This window comes from Pseudomonas sp. TH15, assembly GCF_016651105.1.
In the GTDB taxonomy this organism is placed as follows: Bacteria; Pseudomonadota; Gammaproteobacteria; order Pseudomonadales; family Pseudomonadaceae; genus Aquipseudomonas.
The window spans coordinates 459125-474680 of record NZ_JAEKEL010000002.1; the positions used below are offsets into that span (position 1 = coordinate 459125).

Consider the following 15556-nt stretch of genomic DNA (forward strand, 5'->3'; position numbering starts at 1 on the left):
GCCGGCAATCATAAAGCACCTCCCGAATCATTCCAGATCCCTGAGCCGCCCCTCGATAAACCGCCGCTCCGGCTCTTGCTGCGTCAGTTCAAGCGCCCGTTGATACGCCTCCCGCGCCTCTTCCACCCGTCCCAACTGCCGACAAAACTGCGCTCGCGCCGAGTGCACCAAGTGGTAATCGCGCAACTCCCCGCGCGCCAGTATCCCTTCCACCACCGTCAACCCCGCCAACGGTCCATCGCGCATGGCCAGCGCCACCGCACGGTTCAGTTCGATTACCGGCGACGGCACCGCCCGCAGCAACAAGTCATACAAGCCAACAATCTGCGGCCAATCGGTCTCCCCCGCCGTCGGTGCTTCGGCATGCACCGCCGCAATCGCCGCTTGCAGGCAATACGGCCCGAAGCGCCGCAAAGTCAGCGCCCGCTCCACCAATGCACAACCTTCGGCAATCATCCCGGCGTCCCACAAAGAACGATCCTGCTCATCCAGCAGGATCAGCTCGCCAGTGTCCGAGGTCCGGGCCGGGCGCCGCGATTCATGCAACAGCATCAGCGCCAGCAACCCCATTACCTCGGGCTCGGGCAACAATTCCATCAACAAGCGCCCAAGGCGAATCGCTTCGCGGGTCAGATCTTCCCGGGTCAGTTCGGCGCCGATGGACGCCGAGTAACCTTCGTTGAACACCAGGTAAATCACTCGTAACACGCTGTCGAGGCGCTCGGGCAACTCGGCCAGTGACGGTACTTGATAAGGGATTTTCGCGTCACGAATCTTCGCTTTGGCCCGCACGATGCGCTGGGCGATGGTGGCCGGCGCCGAGAGGAAGGCCCGGGCGATTTCTTCCGTGGTCAGGTCACAGACTTCGCGCAAGGTCAGCGGCACTTGGGCGTCGGCCGCGAGTGCCGGGTGACAGCAGGTGAAGATCAGCCGCAAGCGATCGTCTTCCACGTCTTCGTCACTCCAGTCGGCCTGTTCCAGCGCTTCCAACTGAGCGATCAACATCGGTCGCGACGCGTTGAAACGAGCGCGCCGACGCAACACGTCGATGGCCTTGAAGCGCCCGGTGGACACCAGCCAGGTCCGTGGATTGTCCGGCACACCATCGCGCTGCCAACGCTCGACCGCGACGAAGAAGGCCTCGTGCAAGGCCTCTTCGGCGAGGTCGAAATCGCCGAGCAAACGGATCAGCGTCGCGAGAATCCGCCGCGAGTCTTCGCGGTAGACCTGCTCGACCCGCGTGCGCAGCTCAGACATTCAACTGGCGAACGGGACGGACCTCGACGCAGCCGACCCGGGCCGCCGGAATATTGCCGGCGACCTGGATGGCTTCATTAAGGTCTTTGGCATCGATCAGGTAGAAGCCGGCCAACTGCTCCTTGGTTTCGGCAAACGGGCCATCGGTGATCGATAGTTTGCCGTTGCGCATACGCACGGTAGTGGCGGTCTGCACCGACTCCAGCGCCTCGGCGGCGAGCATCCGGCCGCTGCCCTGGATCGACTCGGCATAGGCCATGCATTCGGCGTCTTCGGGGCTGTCGGGCAGTGAGTGCAGCGCCTGCTCGTTGCTGTAAACCAGACATAGGTATTTCATGGGGCTCTCCGTGATCGGCTGATCAACTATGGCTGCTGTTGGGTGGGGTGGCTGCTTTTCCGACGAATAAGCTCGACGAATTGGCCCGGGCGATCAGGGTTGCAGGCCGAACAGCGCAGTGCCGGTCATCATGTCGAACGGCGCCGACCAGTGCTCATGGATGATCTGCCAGAGCCCCGACTCTTGCCGATAGCACGCGGTGACGCGCATCCAGCAGGCCTGGGTTTCGCCCTTGTCATTGGTGCCACCGCAATGGGCCAGCCAATGAGCGAACGCGACTTCTTGCGACGCCTCGATGTCGAGTTCATGGAATTCGAAGATGTGCGGGCCGGGGCACATTTCCAGGCATTCCTGCCAATGCGCGCGGTACGCCGCTTTGCCCTTGAATTGCAGGGCCTTGACCGCGTCGAAGGAGACGATGTCGTCGGCGTACAAGGCCATGACTTTTTCCAGGTCCTTGGCGATGACAGCCTGGCGGTAGGTTTCGATCAGGTTGCGAATTTGGGTTTGCGCATTCATGGCGGTTCTCCATGTTTTTTGTTGTGAAGACACCCTTAGTCGTTCGGCGAAAAGCCAAATCGACAACCGAAATAAAAATAATCCAACAACGCAAACTCGCTAGAATCCGAAGCTCATTTCTATTGGGAAAAGGACACTCCAGTGACAGCCCTACTTGTGCCATACGAAAGCCTGAATGCGTTGCAGCGCCAACAGGTCGAGGCCATTGAAGTCCATTCGGAACAGATCAAGTTTAGCGGCGACATCCATGGTGCGTTGCACACCCTGCTGTCCAAACCCGGCCCCGGCGTCAAAGGCTTTGCTTTATTGGTCGAAGAGATTCCCGTGGCGTTCCTGCTGCTCAAGCGCCCACCGGTTTTACCCGCCTGGGCGAATGAACACAGCGCCACGTTGCACGCCTTGCAGGTCGATCAACGCGCCCAGGGCAAAGGTTACGGCAAGGCCTGCCTGCAAGCCCTGCCCACAGCCGCGCGCCAGGCGTTCCCGGAAATAAAAGGGCTGGAATTGTCGGTGGATGCCGACAATGAAGCGGCTATTGCGTTGTATGCCCGATATGGCTTTGTCGACAGCGGCGAGGCGTACAAGGGCCGGATCGGTTACGAGCGGCGGATGGGTTTGGTTTTCTGAATCATCGAGGGATGCACGATGATCGATTCAATCGAAGCATTGGAAGCTATTTACGGACTGCCCCACGAACGTGCGGTGCGCAAGCAGATCACCTTTCTCAACGCGGATTATCAGGCGATGGTGCGCGTCTCGCCGCTGGTGATCGTCAGCTCGGTGGGCGCCGATGGCCTCGACAATTCACCGCGTGGCGATGCACCGGGGTTTGTGCGGATCATCGACGAACGCACGCTGGCGCTGCCGGATCGCCCGGGTAACAACCGCATCGATACCTTGCGCAATGTGCTGCACGATCCGCGAGTGTCGCTGCTGTTCATCATCCCGGGGATTGGCGAAACGTTGCGGGTCAACGGCACCGCGACGATCAGCGCAGATCCGGCGCTGCTGGAAAGCTTTGCGGTGAATGGCAAACCGGCGAAAACCGTGTTGCTGGTGACGGTGGAAGCGGCGTTTTTCCATTGTTCGAAAGCTTTTGTGCGCTCGGATGCGTGGAACCCGGAAACGCACCTGCCACGCTCAGCGTTGCCCTCTGCTGGCGCCTTCCACAAGCGCCTGAATGACGGCCAGTTCGATGCGGACAGTTACGACCGCGAAGCGCCAAAACGGGTGCTGGACACGCTGTACTAAACGCAGAGCTGCAAACACAACAAAACCCTGTGGGAGCGAGCCTGCTCGCGAAAGCGCTAGATCAGTCAACAAATCGGTTGGCTGACACGGCCTCTTCGCGAGCAGGCTCGCTCCCACAATTTAGATGGGTGCCGGTTCAGAGAGTGAGGATCATCTCATGCCACGCCATCCCGCCATGATCCGACGCCGAGGGCTTGATGTAGGCAAACCCGAACCCGGCATACAGCGGAACATGCCGTTCCTTGCACATCAGGTGGATGCTGGCCTTGCCCATCGCGCGCATCCGCTCGATGAACTCACCCATCAAGCGCTTTGCCAAGCCAAGCCCCTGATAATCCGGATGCACCACCACCGACATGATCACCACATGGGGACCTGCCGGGTCGTGGCCGATCAGTTCCTTGAACGCTTCGTCCGACATTTCCACCTCAAACGCCGCACCGGAATTGACGAAACCGGCTACAACGCCATCGACTTCAGCCACGATAAAGCCCTCTGGCCAGGTGGCGATGCGGGTGGCGATTTTTTCCCGAGTGGCGGCTTCGTCGCCTTCGTAGGCGACGGTTTCGATGGCGTAGCAGCGTTCCAGGTCGGCGGCGGTGACGTTACGAATGAGGGTGTTCATGGCAACTCGAAAATCAGCAGAAGAAAGAGCCGAAAGCATAATTGAATAAGGTCTGCATATCGATCCGCAGGTGCAGCGTAAAGCCTGCGTATAAGCGCTTTTCTTTGGCTTCGCGGGCGGCTACTTGTAGGGCGTGTCTCTGACTACCCTTGAGGGAAACCGCTTATGAGCAGCGTTGAGATTGGCCTGTTGATGGTGTTGGGCATCAGTACTTTCGGCTTTATCACCCTGGGCATCGACCTGATGCGCACGCGTCGGACCAACAAGGCAAAACAGAGATGAAAACGAGGCGGCGGATCGTAAATCCGTCGCCTCATTGTTTGATTACCGCCGGGCTTCGACCGGTACGCAGATTTCCAGCTTGCCGGTTTTACGCGCCGGGTTGAAGTCCGCGCTGTATCGCTCCAGTTCCGGAGCGTTGAGCTCCACGTAGTGGGAGGCTGGCAGCCAGGTCTTGTAGATGTATTGCAGGGTCTGCGGCAGGTGCTCCAGAGAGCCTTTGTGCTCGAACACCGCGTATTGTCGGGGCAAAACCTCAACCCAGCGAAACGTATCCTGAGGCAACTCATCGAGCTTGCTGATTTCCACCCCAGCGATGTAATCGAACCCACCCTTACCATCGAAATTGCAGCAGACGCCGTAGGTGACTTCACCTTTCTGACCCGGAATCTGGCCCAGATGGGGCAGGAATTTTTCCCACAACGCCGGAATGTTATGCGCGGTTTCCTGGGTATATCGCTCACCCAGCCCTGCAATCAGCAGGAAGTGTCCATGTTCGAAGCGAGGTTCAGCCACTTCGACGCGTTTTTGCTCATCCATGACTCGACTCCTGGAACAAAAAAGGGGTTCGGCTGGGAGTATAGAAAGCCAAACCCATTTCGCACGGTTACAACGAATGGAAGCTGCCCGACGGCAGCCTTTTCGATGAACTCGTTATAGCCCGATAGAATCACGTAAACCGCGAAATAGCAGAAGATCGCCGCTGATGCCATGTAGGAATAGCGCAGTAACTTGTCACCCAGCAATTTGCCGCCATGGCTCGCAGCGAAGCACAAACCGGCACTCCAGAGCAGACCGGCACAGAGAAACCCACCGAGGAACAACGCAGAACTGAGTGCACCACCACCGCCGGAACGCGCGATCAGCGTGCCGCCCACCGCGGCGAACCAGAGAATCGCGCTAGGCGACGACATCGCCAGGAAAATGCCACGAAAAAATTCTTTGCGGTGCGAGTTCTGACCGACTTCGGCGGTCTGGGCCAACGCTGCTTCGTGGTGAATCGCCGAATAAATCATCTTCGCCGCGAAGTACACCAGCAGCGCCGAACCACCGATCCACAGTACCCAGCGCACGGTTTCGTATTGCAGCAAAACGGTCATACCGGCCAGAGCCAGCACGGCGTAGATCAGGTCGCCGACACACGTCCCCAACCCCAGCGCAAAGCCTTGAAAATAGCCGCGCTGCATCGCCAAAGTGATCATTGCAATGTTGGCCACGCCGATATCCAGGCACAGCGAAAGGCTCAGCAAGAAGCCGCTGCTAAATTCCATCAACCCGTTTCCTTCGGAAAAAATTGTTCACATAGTCGCTGGACAGTGTGCCACATCAGCCCTTACATTCCGCCACAGGCCACCGCAGTGGCCAGCGTCGCTCGGACGGTTCCGGGCGCTCACGTTATCCGAGGCAACAATGGCTAACCCAGGTTCGCCGCGCCGCTTTGCGCGCATAGATCGACTCCCCCCTTACGTATTCAACATCACTGCCGAGCTGAAGATGGCCGCCCGTCGTCGTGGCGAAGACATCATCGACTTCAGCATGGGCAACCCTGATGGCCCGACCCCGCCGCACATCGTCGAAAAACTGGTGACCGTCGCCCAGCGCGAAGACACCCACGGTTATTCAACGTCCAAAGGCATTCCACGTCTGCGCCGGGCGATTTCCAATTGGTACAAGGATCGCTACGAGGTCGACATCGACCCGGAAACCGAAGCCATTGTCACCATCGGCTCCAAGGAAGGCCTGGCGCACTTGATGCTGGCCACCCTCGACCAGGGCGACACCGTGCTGGTGCCGAACCCGAGCTACCCGATTCACATCTACGGCGCGGTGATTGCCGGCGCCCAGGTGCGTTCGGTGCCGTTGATACCGGGCGTGGACTTCTTCGCCGAACTGGAAAGCGCGATTCGCGGCTCGATCCCGAAACCGAAGATGATGATCCTTGGCTTCCCGTCGAACCCTACCGCTCAATGCGTAGAGCTGGATTTCTTCGAACGAGTGATCGCCCTCGCCAAACAGTACGACGTTTTGGTGGTGCACGACCTCGCCTACGCCGACATCGTCTACGACGGCTGGAAAGCCCCGTCGATCATGCAAGTGCCAGGCGCCAAGGACATCGCAGTGGAGTTTTTCACCCTGTCCAAGAGCTACAACATGGCCGGCTGGCGGATTGGTTTCATGGTCGGTAACGCTGAACTGGTCAACGCCTTGGCGCGGATCAAGAGTTACCACGACTACGGCACCTTCACTCCGCTACAAGTTGCAGCGATTGCCGCGCTCGAAGGCGATCAGCAGTGCGTCAAAGACATCGCCGAGCAGTACCGCCAGCGTCGCAACGTGCTGGTCAAAGGCCTGCATGAACTGGGCTGGATGGTCGAAAATCCGAAAGCATCGATGTACGTCTGGGCCAAAATTCCCGAGGCCTATGCACATTTGGGCTCGCTGGAATTCGCCAAGAAAATGCTCGCCGAGGCGAAGGTTTGCGTCTCGCCGGGGGTAGGATTCGGCGAATACGGGGATGATCATGTGCGCTTCGCACTGATCGAAAACCAGGACCGGATTCGTCAGGCCGTACGCGGGATTCGCGGGATGTTCCGGGCGGATGGGTTGGTAGCAAAAACCAACGCCTGACACACACCAATGTGGGAGCGGGCTTGCTCGCGAAGAGGGCCTGACATTCAACGATGATGTTGACTGTCAGACCGCTTTCGCGAGCAAGCCCGCTCCCACATTTGGTTTTGCGGTGTACTTAGACCACCAGCGACAACAACATAATGAAGCCCAGCGCCACCACCGACAGGATGGTTTCCATCGCAGTCCAGGTCTTGAAGGTTTCCGCTACGGTCATGTTGAAGTACTGCTTCACCAGCCAGAAACCCGCGTCGTTGACGTGAGACAGCACCAACGAACCGGCACCGGTGGCCAACACCAGCAGCTCACGGTTCACACCTGGAATCATCCCCACCACCGGCACCACGATGCCCGCGCCAGTAATGGTCGCCACGGTCGCCGAACCCGTTGCCACGCGAATCACCGCCGCTACCAGCCAGGCCAGAAGGATCGGCGAGATCTGCGCGTTCACTGCCATGTGGCCGATCACGTCACCCACGCCGCTGGTCACCAGCATCTGCTTGAAACCACCACCGGCACCGATGATCAGAATGATCGCCGCAGTCGGCGCAAGACTCGAATCCAGCAGTTTGAGAATCTGTTTGGAGCCGATGCCCTGACGATGGCCGAAGGTGTACAGCGACAACAGTAACGCCAGCAACAGTGCCGAAATCGGGTGACCGATCAGGTCCATCCAGTTGCGGAAGAAATGCCCGTCCGGCAGTGCCACGTCGGCAAAAGTCTTGAGCAGCATCAGGAACACCGGCAGCAGCACGGTGATCAGGGTGATGGCGAAGCTCGGCAGGGTCGTGGCTTGTGGCTCGCGCGCCAGTTGATCCACCAGTTCCTGGTTAGCATGGCCGGGAATGTACTTGGCGATGAACGTGCCGTAGATCGGGCCGGCAATGATGGCCGTCGGCAACGCAACGATCAGACCGTACAGAATGGTTTTACCGATGTCGGCACCGAACACGCCGATGGCCAGTAGCGGACCGGGGTGCGGAGGCACCAGGCCGTGCACCGCCGACAGACCGGCCAACAGCGGGATACCGATCTTGATGATCGACACGCCGGTACGCCGGGCAACGATGAACACCAATGGAATCAGCAACACGAAGCCGATTTCGAAGAACAGCGGAATACCCACCAGGAACGCCGCGAACATCATGGCCCATTGCACGCGTTCTTTACCGAACGCGCGAATCAGCGTCTGGGCAATCTGATCCGCCCCGCCTGATTCGGCCATCATTTTGCCGAGCATGGTGCCCAGCGCCAGGATGATCCCGACAAAACCAAGCACACCACCGAAGCCGTCCTGGAACGCCTTGAGAATGGTGCCTACCGGCATGCCGGAAGTCAGGCCGAGGAAACCGGCGGCAATGATCAGGGCAATGAACGGGTGCAGCTTGAACTTGGTGATCAGGAAGATAAGCCCGATCACAGTGACCACTGCATCTAGCAGTAGAAAGGTTTCATGGGACATGCCAAACATGGGGGGGTGTCTCCTGTTTGTTGTTGTTATGAAAGCAATTATTCAAAAGCTATCAGGACAGCGCTATCTCTTGGAGCAAGACTTAACCGGCGAGTTTCAAACCGTGTTTGAGCCACCAGGCTTGAGCTTGTTGAGCCAATTCGTCGACGCTGTGATTCGAGGCGTCGAGGGCCAGGGTCAAGGGTTCGCCGACTGGCGACTCAAGGGTGGCGAACTGGCTGTCGATCAGGGTCGACGGCATGAAGTGGCCCGGTCGATGGGACACCCGCTCGGCGGCGACTTCAGGGGTCAGCTCAAGGAACACAAAGCCCAGGCCCGGCAAGGCACTGCGCAGTACTTCGCGGTAACTGTGTTTGAGGGCCGAACAGGTCAGCACCGGGCGTTCGCCCTTGGCATCGACGCGGCGCAGTTCATCGCACAGGCTGTCGAGCCAGCCGGCACGGTCTTCGTCATTCAGGGGAATACCCGCGCTCATCTTTTCGATATTGGCGGCAGGGTGGAAAGTATCGCCTTCAATGGCAGTCGCGCCGCTGAGTTGGCACAAGGCCTCGCTGACGCAAGTCTTGCCGCAACCGGCAACGCCCATGATGACCAGGGCGGTGATGGGATGATTCATGAAACACCTCAGCGCGCAGACAGCGCTACCTTTGCCAGTTATGACACTAGACCAAAAGTAGAAGTTGCCGACGCCTTCTTGTCATTTTTGTGGGTTGCAGCATGTTCGTTCCCAACGCCAAAAAGCGAGGATCAGGCAAAACTCGCTTACGCATTTGCAGCTGCTTCGGGACAGCGCTACCTTAGTGCCTTGAATTTTGTTTGGCAAGCCGCCCGATGACCTCCCCTAAAAACGACAAAAATACACGCACCACCGGCCGCCCTACCCTCAATGAAGTCGCGCGCCTGGCCGGCGTCAGTCCGATTACCGCTTCCCGGGCCTTGCGCGGTGTCAGCACCGTGGCCACCGAACTGGTGGAAAAAGTCCAGAAAGCGGCGCTTGAGCTGAACTACGTGGTCAACCCCGCCGCCCGCGCCCTCGCCTCGGCCCAGAGCCATTCGGTGGTGGTGTTGGTGCCGTCGCTGTCCAACCTGTTGTTCATCGACACCCTGGAAGCCATTCATCAGGTTCTTCGGCCCAAGGGCTTTGAAGTGCTGATCGGCAACTTCCATTACTCGCGCGATGAAGAAGAAAACCTGCTGCGTAACTACATGGCCTATCAGCCACGCGGCTTGCTGCTGACCGGTTTCGACCGCACCGAAAGCTCGCGACGGATGATCGAGGCGAGCAATATTCCCTGCGTGTATATGATGGAACTGGACAGCGGCGCGGGCCTTAATTGCGTCGGTTTCTCGCAACTGGCCGCTGGCGAAACGGCAGCCGAGCATCTGCTGTCCCGCGGTCGCAAACGCCTGGCCTACATCGGCGCGCAGCTCGACCAACGCACCTTGTTGCGCGGCGAAGGTTTCCGCAAATCCCTGCAAAAGGCCGGCTTGTATGACCCGGACCTCGAAGTGCTGACCCCGCGCGCGTCCTCCGTCGGTTTGGGCGGCGAACTGTTCCTGCAACTGCTGGCCAGCCATCCGGACGTCGATGCGATCTTCTTTGGCAACGACGACCTGGCCCAGGGTGCACTGCTCGAAGCCATGCGTTGCGGGATCAAGATCCCCGAGCAAGTGGCGATCCTCGGCTTCAACGACCTGCCGGCCTCGGCGCACATGGTGCCGCGCCTGAGCAGCATCAGCACCCCACGCGAAGCCATCGGCCGGCGCGCGGCGGAACAGATGCTGACGCTGATGGCCGGCAACTCGGTGGCACGCCCGGTTGAAGACATGGGTTTCGAACTGAAAATCCGCGAAAGCACCTGATCCCCAAAGATTCGAGGTTGAAACACCATCCTGTGTGCGAGCCTGCTCGCGAAAGCGGTGTGTCAGATAAGCCTGTGCCGAGCGACACACCGCTTTCGCGAGCAGGCTCGCTCCCACATTGGATCTCCACAGACTTTAGTGACTGAGTAGATCGACCAAGGCCGATGCGCCTTTCTGTAGCGGCTGGCTCTTGAGCCACACCGCATGCACCGGCAACACCAAGCCGTTTTCGATGTTCCTGAACCTCAGGCGCTTGAGCCTTCCAGCGTCCAGCAACGGCTGCACAACCGACAACGGAAAGTTGCCCCAGCCCAACCCGGCTTCGACCATTTCCAGTGCCGCCGCCAAGGTGTCGGTGCGCCAGTAAGACTCAGCCACCAAGGGCCGGGTTTCGCTGATCGGCAAGTCTCGGCTGGCGACGATGATCTGCCGTACATGCACCAGGTCTTCCAGAAACAAACCCTGCCCCTGGAACAGCGGATTGTCCGCCGCCAGCGTGGCGATCATCCGCTCGGTGCCGACGAACTGAAACCGCTCCAGCACGTTCATGCTCAACCCGGCGAATGCCAGGCACACGCTGACCCGTCCACTGTGAAGCATCGCCAGCACATCATCCTGGGGCGCACTGAGCACTTCGATTTCCAGCAGCGGATGACGCTCGGCAATGACCTTGATCGCCGCCATCAAACCGCGCTTGTCGATGTCCGCCACCACCCCGATCGATAACTTGCTTTCCAGCCCCAACGACAACTCGACCGCATGCACCTGCAACTGCTTGAGCTGATCAAAAATCAGCCGGGCATGAGGCACCAAGGCACTGGCCATGGCGGTCGGCACCGGTTCGCGATGACTGCGGTCAAACAGCGGATAACCGAGCTCGGCTTCGAGGTTGCCGATGCCCATGCTCACCGCCGACGGTACTTTGCCCAAGGCCCGGGCAGCGGCGGAAAACGAGCCGCGCTCGATCACCGCGAGAAACAATTCGATGCTGTCGCTGTTGAAGTTCATCCGACGTCCTATCAATAAAACTGAAAGCTACTGACTTTTTCTATCAGCTCTATTGAAGCTATCTTTTGTCGCCTTCGCCAGTGCTGCTGGCATTTGTTCGCAAGAAAGAGGCAAAACCCTATGCAAGGCGTTAAACGCAAACTGGTCTACGTGTCGCTGTATGAAGTCATCGGCATGACCTTCTCGGCCCTCGGTCTGGCGCTGTTGTCCGGCACTTCACCCGGCAGCACTGGCCCGCTGGCGGTGATCATCACCACCCTCGCCGTGACCTGGAATTTCATCTACACCTCGCTGTTCGAACGCTGGGAAAGCCGCCAGCCTTCGCGCACCCGTACCGTTAAACGGCGCATCGCCCATGCCGTGGGTTTTCAACTAACCTTGATTGTGTTCCTCATCCCGTTGATCGCCTGGTGGATGAACATCAGCCTGGTCCAGGCGTTTCTCCTCGACCTGGCGCTGATCATCTTCATCCCGTGCTACACCTTCGCGTTCAATTGGTTGTTCGATCGCACGTTTGGCTTGCCGGCGTCGGCGCTGCCGGATGCAGCGACAGCGGCATAAATCGTTAATTCGTAAACAGATATTGCAAAAAATCAGCGGTTTAGCCGATTAAACCGCGCATATTCACAATCCGCGAACTCCGATAGCAGGCTAAGCTTCCTCTTCAACAAGAATCGGATCAGCCCATGCCTGCTCACTCCCCCGCCGCTGCTCAGTCAGACGGCATCGACCCTGTTCGTGCCGCACAGATTTCCGCCCGCATCGACCGCCTCCCCGCCGTCTCCACGATATGGAGGCTGGTGGCATTACTGTCGATTGGTGGTTTTTTCGAGCTGTATGACCTGTTCCAGACCGCATACATCAGCCCCGGCCTGATCCGCGACGGGATCTTCACCACCGGCAGTCAGGGTGTGTTCGGTTTCTCCGATCAGGCAGCGTTTGCCTCGGCGACATTTCTTGGACTGTTCCTTGGCGCGAGCTTGCTGAGCCCTTTGGCTGACCGCTTCGGGCGGCGTGCGATCTTCACGTTTGCGCTGATCTGGTACACCATCGCGACCGTGGCCATGGGCGTGCAGAGTTCGGCATTGGGCATCATCTGCATGCGCTTTCTGGTGGGCATTGGTCTGGGCATTGAGTTGGTGACCATCGACGCCTACCTCTCGGAATTAGTGCCCAAACGCATGCGCAGTTCGGCGTTTGCCTTCGCGTTTTTCGTGCAGTTTCTGTCGGTGCCGGCGGTGGCACTGATGTCCTGGTGGCTGGTGCCGCAGGCGCCGTTCGGGGTGTCCGGCTGGCGCTGGGTGGTGTTGGCCAGTGCGGTGTTTGCCTTGTTCATCTGGTGGTTGCGTTCGCGCTTGCCGGAGTCGCCGCGGTGGTTGGCCCAGCATGGCCGTTTTGATGAGGCCAGCCGGATTCTGGATGGCGTCGAAGCGCGTTGTGTGAAGGATCAGGGCAAGCCACTGGACGAGCCGGAACTCGCGGCGGTCGACGTTCAGGGCCCGGGCCGTTTTGCCGATATCTGGCAGCCACCCTATCGTCGTCGGGCGTTGATGCTGATTGTCTTCCACGTGTTCCAGGCCATCGGCTTCTTCGGTTTCGGCAACTGGTTGCCGGCGCTGCTTTCGGGCCAAGGCGTGAGCGTGACCCACAGCCTGATGTACGCCTTCATCATCACGCTGGCCTACCCGCTCGGGCCGCTGCTGTTCGTGAAGTTTGCCAACCGCTTCGAGAACAAATGGCAGATCGTCGGTTCGGCCTTGGGCGCCATGACCTTCGGCACGCTGTTCGCGCTGCAGACCAGCGCTGTCGGACTGATCGTCTGTGGGGTGATGATCACCTTCTGCAACGCCTGGCTGAGCTTCGCCTATCACTCCTACCAAAGCGAACTGTTCCCCACCAACATCCGCGCCCGGGCGGTGGGCTTCTGCTATTCGTTCAGCCGTTTGTCGACGGTGTTCAGCAGTTTGCTGATCGGGATCTTTCTCGAACACTTCGGCACGCCGGGGGTGCTGGCGTTTATTGTCAGCAGCATGTTGATCGTGATGATCACCATCGGCTACTTCGGGCCGCGCACCCGGAACCTGGCACTGGAGAACATTGCCCATCGTTGAAACCCGGTAATTGCTCCTGTACAGCAGTCAGTCATCACCTACAGGTCAATTCATCATCTTGGTCAGTGCCAAACAACTGGACGGGGGACACGGAGGCCTCCGTCCTGTGTCACGCCCTTCCCTCCGGCTCGCTACCCTACATCTGAAAATCCTGATACCTGTAAGAACTGACAGTAGTGCTGATTGAACATCGCTTGTTTAATGGGTCGAGTGATCACACTCGGGGTCACAGTCAGGATCAGGAGATAATCATGGAAGCCAAATCATTCACCGGTCTTTGCAATTGCAAGTCCTCCTACAACGGAAACCCCGTCGGGAAGGACTTTGATACAGAACAGGTTGAATTTAATCAACTTAGCTTTATAGCGACCATGGACAAACATTATGTCCAGATAGGATATGCCGCCGAAAACCTCAAGCCTGGTGAATACGATCTGGATTTTACTCCAGCTGGGGCTACTACACTGCAGTATCACAATGGAAAAATATTACTCAGATTGACCGGAACAGGGAAAGTCACCATCGGGCCGAATCTGGATACCCAAAAAGGAACAATTGACGCCAGTTACCTTGATGATATTGGGCGGCCGATTACCTTCAAGGGTACGTTCAGTGCCAATTACGAATTGAAGTAACAGGTGCAAGTAATAAAACAAGGGCAGTCGCAACTGCCCTTGGTTGTTAGAAAATGACCCTCACGATTTCAGAGCATCAATTCAACTGCAACGTCTCATTGAACTGACTGATCGCATCCACCACATGCCGCGACCCTTGCTGAATCTCCAGAATCACCTCCCCCGCCTCGTTCGCCAGTTCCACGCCTAGCCCGGTTCGGCTCAAACTCGATTGCATGCTCGACACCGCGCTCAGCGACAAATCATGGTTTTTGCGCACCACCTCGACAATCTCCAGCGTTGCCTGACTGGTTCGGGCCGCGAGGCTGCGGACTTCATCCGCCACCACCGCGAACCCGCGCCCATGCTCCCCGGCCCGGGCCGCTTCGATCGCGGCGTTGAGCGCCAGCAGGTTGGTCTGGTCGGCGATGCCGCGAATGGTCTGGACGATGGTGCCGATGATGTCGGACTGCTTGCTCACCGCATCGATGCTCAGGGCCGCTTCGTTGAGGTCGCGGGAAATGTCCTGAATGATCTGCACCGTTTGCTGAACCACCAGGGAACCTTTCTGCGCACAGGCGTCGTTTTGTACCGAGGTGCTGTGGGCCGATTCCGCGGCGGTTTGCAGGGTCGTGACCTGTTGAGTGATATCGCTGGCGAACTTGACCACTTTGTACAACCGGCCCTTGGTATCGAACAGTGGGTTGTAGGACGCTTCCAGGAATACCGTATGACCGTACTTGTCTTTGCGCTCGAAACGGTGCGAGTGATATTCGCCGCGATTGAGTGACGCCCAGAACGCTTTGTACTGCGCGGACTCGGCTTCGGCACGGTGGCAGAACAGGCTGTGGTGTTGACCCACTACTTCGTGGAGCGAGTAATGCATGGTTTTGAGGAAGTTTTCATTGGCGGTAATAACGCGACCGTCCGGGGTGAATTCGATTACCGCCATGGACCGCCCGATGGCCGCCAGCATGCTCTCCTCTTCGTGCTCTTTATAGATTCGGCCAGAGATGTCCGAGGCCACTTTCATCACACTTTTAATCTGGCGATCGGGTCCGAATACCGGCATGTAACTGGCTTCAAGCCAGATCTCTTTGCCCGCCTTGTTCACTCGCAGGAAGGTGCCACTGACCGGTTCGCCACGAGCGAGGTCGCGCCACAACTTGGCGTAGGCTTCACTGCGATAGAACGCTTCTTCACAGAAAATGCGGTGGTGTTTACCGCGAACTTCTTCGACGCTGTAGCCCATGGCGGCGCAAAAGTTTTCGTTGGCGTCGAGCACGATGCCTTCGGGGCTGAACTCGATCATCGCCATCGAACGACTGACCGCCGCCAACTTGGCGTTGGTCTCGGTCAATGCACAGTTGAAGCGTTCGATCTCCAGCAAGTCAGCCTTGTGATGTAGGTTGAACATGGCTCTATCACCTTAAGCGCGTTTTTTTGATTGATGAAAGTTCTTGGTCTTTCAAGATCCACCACTACGTTCCACGGAACAGGCGCACGCATCCCTCCACAGGAAGGATTTGTCAGGTGATAAATGATGTTTAATCGGAGAGTCCCTGCTGCGACGCTCTTATCAAGGCATCCTTC

The 15556-nt window shown here is 58.3% G+C and carries 16 protein-coding genes and 2 pseudogenes; 7 read left to right on the forward strand and 11 right to left on the reverse strand.

Translation table 11 applies throughout. The annotated features are described in order from the left end of the window. Positions 1–27: 27 nt before the first annotated feature. The 3 genes from JFT87_RS25915 to JFT87_RS25925 form a co-directional block, all read right to left on the reverse strand. Positions 28–1257: an RNA polymerase sigma factor gene (locus tag JFT87_RS25915; RefSeq protein WP_201206031.1), complete on the reverse strand. Its 1230-nt coding sequence runs from the start codon at positions 1255–1257 to the stop codon at positions 28–30. Further along, the gene (locus JFT87_RS25920; protein WP_201206033.1) at positions 1250–1594 is read right to left on the reverse strand and encodes a YciI family protein; all 345 of its coding nucleotides are present in this window, start codon (positions 1592–1594) and stop codon (positions 1250–1252) included. The genes JFT87_RS25915 and JFT87_RS25920 overlap by 8 nt, the downstream gene beginning before the upstream one ends. Positions 1595–1687: 93 nt before the next feature. After that, positions 1688–2113 (reverse strand): YybH family protein, encoded by a 426-nt coding sequence (locus tag JFT87_RS25925; RefSeq protein ID WP_201206035.1) that lies wholly within the window; start codon positions 2111–2113, stop codon positions 1688–1690. A gap of 141 nt (positions 2114–2254) precedes the next feature. Between JFT87_RS25925 and JFT87_RS25930 the strand changes: the two genes are divergently transcribed. Beyond that, the gene (locus JFT87_RS25930) at positions 2255–2740 is read left to right on the forward strand and encodes a GNAT family N-acetyltransferase (protein ID WP_201206037.1); all 486 of its coding nucleotides are present in this window, start codon (positions 2255–2257) and stop codon (positions 2738–2740) included. 18 nt (positions 2741–2758) lie between these two features. Continuing rightward, the gene (locus JFT87_RS25935; RefSeq protein ID WP_201206039.1) at positions 2759–3364 is read left to right on the forward strand and encodes a pyridoxamine 5'-phosphate oxidase family protein; all 606 of its coding nucleotides are present in this window, start codon (positions 2759–2761) and stop codon (positions 3362–3364) included. 136 nt (positions 3365–3500) lie between these two features. On the opposite strand, the gene JFT87_RS25940 is transcribed toward JFT87_RS25935, so the two are convergent. The 3 genes and pseudogenes from JFT87_RS25940 to JFT87_RS25950 all read right to left on the reverse strand — a co-directional run. Next, entirely contained in the window at positions 3501–3989 is a 489-nt protein-coding gene (locus JFT87_RS25940) for a GNAT family N-acetyltransferase (protein ID WP_201206041.1), read from the reverse strand. Positions 3990–4313: 324 nt separating this feature from the next. Then, positions 4314–4808, reverse strand: a complete 495-nt coding sequence (locus tag JFT87_RS25945; RefSeq protein ID WP_201206043.1) for a GyrI-like domain-containing protein — start codon at positions 4806–4808, stop codon at positions 4314–4316. A gap of 80 nt (positions 4809–4888) precedes the next feature. Further along, positions 4889–5539, reverse strand: a pseudogene (locus JFT87_RS25950) (LysE family translocator); the annotation flags it as partial. Between the two features lie 139 nt (positions 5540–5678). On the opposite strand from JFT87_RS25950, the gene alaC reads away from it, so the two are divergent. Further along, positions 5679–6896 carry an alanine transaminase gene (gene alaC, locus JFT87_RS25955; RefSeq protein ID WP_201206045.1) on the forward strand — a complete coding sequence of 406 codons (1218 nt, stop codon included), beginning with the start codon at positions 5679–5681 and terminating at the stop codon, positions 6894–6896. A 118-nt stretch (positions 6897–7014) separates the two neighbouring features. Here alaC and JFT87_RS25960 read toward each other — a convergent pair whose 3' ends face one another. Both JFT87_RS25960 and JFT87_RS25965 read right to left on the reverse strand, forming a co-directional pair. After that, on the reverse strand, positions 7015–8367 hold the full coding sequence (locus JFT87_RS25960; RefSeq protein WP_201206046.1) for a GntP family permease: 1353 nt from the start codon (positions 8365–8367) through the stop codon (positions 7015–7017). Between the two features lie 82 nt (positions 8368–8449). Further along, positions 8450–8983 (reverse strand): gluconokinase, encoded by a 534-nt coding sequence (locus JFT87_RS25965; RefSeq protein ID WP_201206048.1) that lies wholly within the window; start codon positions 8981–8983, stop codon positions 8450–8452. A gap of 215 nt (positions 8984–9198) precedes the next feature. On the opposite strand from JFT87_RS25965, the gene JFT87_RS25970 reads away from it, so the two are divergent. Continuing rightward, a complete protein-coding gene (locus JFT87_RS25970; RefSeq protein WP_201206050.1) occupies positions 9199–10230 on the forward strand; it encodes a LacI family DNA-binding transcriptional regulator in 1032 nt (343 codons plus the stop codon). 135 nt (positions 10231–10365) lie between these two features. Here the strand turns inward: JFT87_RS25970 and JFT87_RS25975 are convergent, their stop codons facing one another. Next, complete coding sequence (locus JFT87_RS25975) at positions 10366–11238, reverse strand: LysR family transcriptional regulator (protein WP_201206052.1); 873 nt, start codon at positions 11236–11238, stop codon at positions 10366–10368. Positions 11239–11358: 120 nt separating this feature from the next. Between JFT87_RS25975 and JFT87_RS25980 the strand changes: the two genes are divergently transcribed. From JFT87_RS25980 to JFT87_RS25990, 3 genes are all read left to right on the forward strand, one after another. Next, positions 11359–11799, forward strand: coding sequence for a PACE efflux transporter (locus JFT87_RS25980; RefSeq protein ID WP_201206054.1), 441 nt, complete (start codon positions 11359–11361; stop codon positions 11797–11799). Between the two features lie 125 nt (positions 11800–11924). Continuing rightward, positions 11925–13349, forward strand: a complete 1425-nt coding sequence (locus JFT87_RS25985) for an MFS transporter (protein WP_201206056.1) — start codon at positions 11925–11927, stop codon at positions 13347–13349. A 251-nt stretch (positions 13350–13600) separates the two neighbouring features. Further along, positions 13601–13984, forward strand: a complete 384-nt coding sequence (locus tag JFT87_RS25990; protein ID WP_201206058.1) for a hypothetical protein — start codon at positions 13601–13603, stop codon at positions 13982–13984. 76 nt (positions 13985–14060) lie between these two features. Here JFT87_RS25990 and JFT87_RS28960 read toward each other — a convergent pair whose 3' ends face one another. Both JFT87_RS28960 and JFT87_RS28965 read right to left on the reverse strand, forming a co-directional pair. Continuing rightward, positions 14061–14519 carry a methyl-accepting chemotaxis protein gene (locus tag JFT87_RS28960; RefSeq protein WP_446739750.1) on the reverse strand — a complete coding sequence of 153 codons (459 nt, stop codon included), beginning with the start codon at positions 14517–14519 and terminating at the stop codon, positions 14061–14063. Positions 14520–14603: 84 nt separating this feature from the next. Beyond that, positions 14604–15380 (reverse strand): annotated as a pseudogene (locus JFT87_RS28965) (PAS domain-containing protein); the annotation flags it as partial. Positions 15381–15556: the final 176 nt, after the last annotated feature.

Coding starts and splice junctions, on each gene's coding strand:
- JFT87_RS25915 (WP_201206031.1), bottom strand. CDS start 1,257: ATGTCTGAGCTGCGCACGCGGGTCGAGCAGGTCTACCGCGAAGACTCG.
- JFT87_RS25920 (WP_201206033.1), bottom strand. CDS start 1,594: ATGAAATACCTATGTCTGGTTTACAGCAACGAGCAGGCGCTGCACTCA.
- JFT87_RS25925 (WP_201206035.1), bottom strand. CDS start 2,113: ATGAATGCGCAAACCCAAATTCGCAACCTGATCGAAACCTACCGCCAG.
- JFT87_RS25935 (WP_201206039.1), top strand. CDS start 2,759: ATGATCGATTCAATCGAAGCATTGGAAGCTATTTACGGACTGCCCCAC.
- JFT87_RS25940 (WP_201206041.1), bottom strand. CDS start 3,989: ATGAACACCCTCATTCGTAACGTCACCGCCGCCGACCTGGAACGCTGC.
- JFT87_RS25945 (WP_201206043.1), bottom strand. CDS start 4,808: ATGGATGAGCAAAAACGCGTCGAAGTGGCTGAACCTCGCTTCGAACAT.
- alaC (WP_201206045.1), top strand. CDS start 5,679: ATGGCTAACCCAGGTTCGCCGCGCCGCTTTGCGCGCATAGATCGACTC.
- JFT87_RS25960 (WP_201206046.1), bottom strand. CDS start 8,367: ATGTTTGGCATGTCCCATGAAACCTTTCTACTGCTAGATGCAGTGGTC.
- JFT87_RS25965 (WP_201206048.1), bottom strand. CDS start 8,983: ATGAATCATCCCATCACCGCCCTGGTCATCATGGGCGTTGCCGGTTGC.
- JFT87_RS25970 (WP_201206050.1), top strand. CDS start 9,199: ATGACCTCCCCTAAAAACGACAAAAATACACGCACCACCGGCCGCCCT.
- JFT87_RS25975 (WP_201206052.1), bottom strand. CDS start 11,238: ATGAACTTCAACAGCGACAGCATCGAATTGTTTCTCGCGGTGATCGAG.
- JFT87_RS25980 (WP_201206054.1), top strand. CDS start 11,359: ATGCAAGGCGTTAAACGCAAACTGGTCTACGTGTCGCTGTATGAAGTC.
- JFT87_RS25985 (WP_201206056.1), top strand. CDS start 11,925: ATGCCTGCTCACTCCCCCGCCGCTGCTCAGTCAGACGGCATCGACCCT.
- JFT87_RS25990 (WP_201206058.1), top strand. CDS start 13,601: ATGGAAGCCAAATCATTCACCGGTCTTTGCAATTGCAAGTCCTCCTAC.